This is a genomic window from Synechocystis sp. LEGE 06083 (genome assembly GCF_015207725.1).
GTDB lineage: Bacteria > Cyanobacteriota > Cyanobacteriia > Cyanobacteriales > Microcystaceae > Synechocystis > Synechocystis salina.
Genome location: NZ_JADEWJ010000350.1, coordinates 1 through 3,221 on the forward strand (window position 1 = coordinate 1; position 3,221 = coordinate 3,221).

The 3,221-nt window shown below is 50.4% G+C and carries 2 protein-coding genes; both read left to right on the top strand.

Features of this window, described 5'->3' with window-relative positions; genetic code table 11:
* Positions 1 to 827: glycerate kinase (locus tag IQ219_RS18275; RefSeq protein WP_194073549.1), on the top strand; the 827-nt coding region annotated here is incomplete at its 5' end.
* Between the two features lie 347 nt (positions 828 to 1,174).
* The gene (locus tag IQ219_RS18280; RefSeq protein ID WP_194073550.1) at positions 1,175 to 3,067 is read left to right on the top strand and encodes an iron uptake porin; all 1,893 of its coding nucleotides are present in this window, start codon (positions 1,175 to 1,177) and stop codon (positions 3,065 to 3,067) included.
* Positions 3,068 to 3,221 lie beyond the last annotated feature (154 nt).

A 3,221-nucleotide genomic window follows, 5' to 3' on the forward strand; every position in this document is an offset into this window, starting at 1 on the left:
TCCCCATGGGGAAACGTAATCCGGAAATTACCACTAGCTACGGCACTGGGGAATTAATTGCCCATGCTGTCCAGCGGGGAGCAAAACATATTCAACTGGCGATCGGTGGTTCAGCCACCAATGATGGCGGTTTAGGTTTGCTGATGGCGTTGGGTTGGAGGTTTTTAGATTATCAAGGCCAATCTGTCGGGTGGGGAGGACAAGGTCTGGAAAAAGTCACCGAAATTATTCCCGCAGTGTTAGATACTTTTCCCCAGATCGCCCTGTTATGTGATGTGACCAATCCTTTTTACGGTTCCCATGGGGCCGCCTTTGTTTATGCTCCCCAAAAAGGGGCAGATCCAGCCATGGTGCAACGCTTAGATCGTGGGCTGGAACATTTTGCTCAGGTAGTTAGAAAAAGGGATGGCTTTGAGCTTAATTTTTCCGGAGCCGGTGCCGCTGGGGGGGTTGGTGGGGGCGTTGCCTGGGCCCTCAAGGCCACTATCGAGTCGGGGTTTACGGCGATCGCCCAGTTGACGGGGCTGGAACAAGCCATGGCCCAATGCGACCTAGTGGTAACCGGGGAAGGTTGCTTCGATGGCCAATCTCACCAGGGCAAAGTTGTGGGGAGGGTCATTGAGCTGGCACAAGCTATGGGGAAACCGGCGATCGTGGTGGCGGGGCAAAGTCAAGAAAACCAAACAAAAACCCCGTCCAACCTAAAGCAAATTTTTACCCTAGTGGGCAGTGATATTTCTCCAACCACAGCCCTGAACAATCCTCAATGGGCTTTGCAACGGAGACTTGTTGAGGTCAAACAATATCTGATCAACCTGATAGATTAGGAAATGGTCGGCTATCTCCTCGACCAAGCTGAGGGGGCCAGCCAGAAAACTGACCCTCACCCTAGCCATCATCAAAATAGCAACTATAATTTGTTATTAACCATCAACATCATCGTTCCGTGAGCAGAAGCTGTAGGCGGTTTTTCTTTGCCAAAACTGATTGTGGCTCCGGCACCCTAAACCGAGTCTGCAAAACAGCCCAATGGCCTTGCTAAACCTAGCATTCACCATGAATCTAAAGAAAATTGTCAACTTCTCCCACTCTTTCGAAAAAAACGTGTACAATGTGTTACTGAGTATAGGACTTGGTTCCCGTAGTCATTATTAGGTGTGAGGAAAAGCTAAAAATGCTTAAACTATCTTGGAAGTCCCTGTTAGTGAGCCCCGCTGTGATCAGTGCCGCCCTTGTGGCTGGTGCTGCTAACGCCGCTCCCGACAACGTTACGAATGCTCAAGTTTTAGACCAATTAGATCAATACACCGCTGAAGGTCAACTCTCCAGTGTTGATCAAGTAACCAGCGTCAGCGAACTCCGCGATGTGCAACCCACCGCCTGGGCCTATGAAGCGCTCAAGAGCTTGGTGGAACGCTACGGTTGTATCGTTGGTTACCCTGACCGCACCTTCCGTGGCGATCGGGCCCTCAGCCGTTGGGAATTCGCCGCTGGTCTTAACGCCTGTATGAACGTTATGGAACGTTTAATTCAGGAAAACGTGGCAGTTCTCCGGGAGGACATCGACAAACTGAAACGCCTCATGCAGGAGTTCGAAGCAGAATTGGCTGCTTTGGGTGCCCGGGTTGACAACCTTGAAGCCCGCACCTCCTTCCTGGAAGACCATCAGTTTTCTACCACCACCAAATTGACCGGGGAAGTGATTTTTGCTCCCACCGCCATCTTTGGTACCAAAAACACCCTCAACAACCAGAGCGACAACAACCAGGCTGTATTCCAAAACCGGGTTCGTTTACAGTTCAACACCAGTTTTTCCGGTGAAGACCTGTTGGTTACTAGTCTTGCCGCTGGTAGCAATAATCGCTTCAAGAGCTTCTACCCCACCCAAAACGTCATCGATCCCGAGACCGGTAACCCCATTGGTATTGTCGGCAACTACTATGAAAGCCCCACCTTCACCCAGGTGCACCAACTTTCCCCCGGCGATAATAATAACGTCGCCGTCGACTGGTTAGCTTACTATGTACCCCTCGATTTAGGCACCAACTTCCGTCTCAACAACTACATCGCTGCCTTTGGTGGTATCTGGGATGACTTCGTTCCCACCCTGAACCCCTACTTCGATGACTACACCGGTGGTAAAGGTTCCTTGAGCCAATTCACTGCCCAGAACCCCATCTACTCCATTGGTGGTGGTACTGGTATAGGTACTAGCCTTGAGTTGGGCTTCCTCAGCAACCTCTTAGGTCCCACTTCCTTGAGCTTGGGTTACTTGGCTAGCACTGGTGCCAACCCCAGCAGCGGCAGCTCCGTGACCAACCCTGCTACCGGTAATAACTACGACTTCAGCAGTGGTGGCAATGGTCTGTTTAACGGTGGCTACGGTGCCTTGGCCCAGATTACCACCAATATTTTCGACCGGGTCAGCCTAGGTTTCACCTACGTTAATGCCTACACCACCCCCGATGCCGCTATCTTCGGTAAAGGTGGCACCCAGGGTATTGTTGGTACGACTGCCGCTAACCTCAACCGTTCTGAATTGAACGATTCCTTTGTTAACGGTTTGGGCGTAGGTGCTCCCCCCGTAGATGCAGCTACCTACAACGGTAATGTCAGTGGTGGTACTGCTTCGGGTAACGTTGTCAATCCCTACGACTTCGGTGGTAAACAAACCAACAGCTATGGTATCCAAATGGCTTGGAACGTTGCTGACTGGTTGAGCTTCAGTGCCTATGGTAGCTACACCAACGTAACTTTGATTGGTAAGGACAACGGTGACATCTGGACCTACGGTGGTGGCTTTGCCTTCCCCGACCTTGGTAAAGAAGGTAACGTACTTGGTATCTTTGCTGGTGTTCAACCCTATGTTTCTGGTTTCACCAACGGTACTTTAGGCACTACCTTTGTAACCACTGCTAACCCTGTCCAAGTTGAATTGTTCTACAAGTATCAACTGACCGACAACCTTTCTTTGACCCCTGGTGTAATCTGGATCTCCAAGCCTGAACAGACCACCAACGCCACTGACGCCTTCATTGGCACCATCCGTGGTACCTTCACTTTCTAATCCTAAGTTCATCTTCCTAGGATACTTGTTTGAAAGTTAAGCTCTAATAACTCTTTGACCCCGCCTTTGGTGGGGTTTTTCGTTGTAAGATGCAGGCAGATTTCCCCTCTTAGTAGCCCCTTATCTATGAAAATTGCCAGCAATGTTACGGAGT

Excerpts from the sequence above, each read along its gene's own strand:
- IQ219_RS18280 (WP_194073550.1), top strand. The coding sequence starts at position 1,175 with ATGCTTAAACTATCTTGGAAGTCCCTGTTAGTGAGCCCCGCTGTGATC.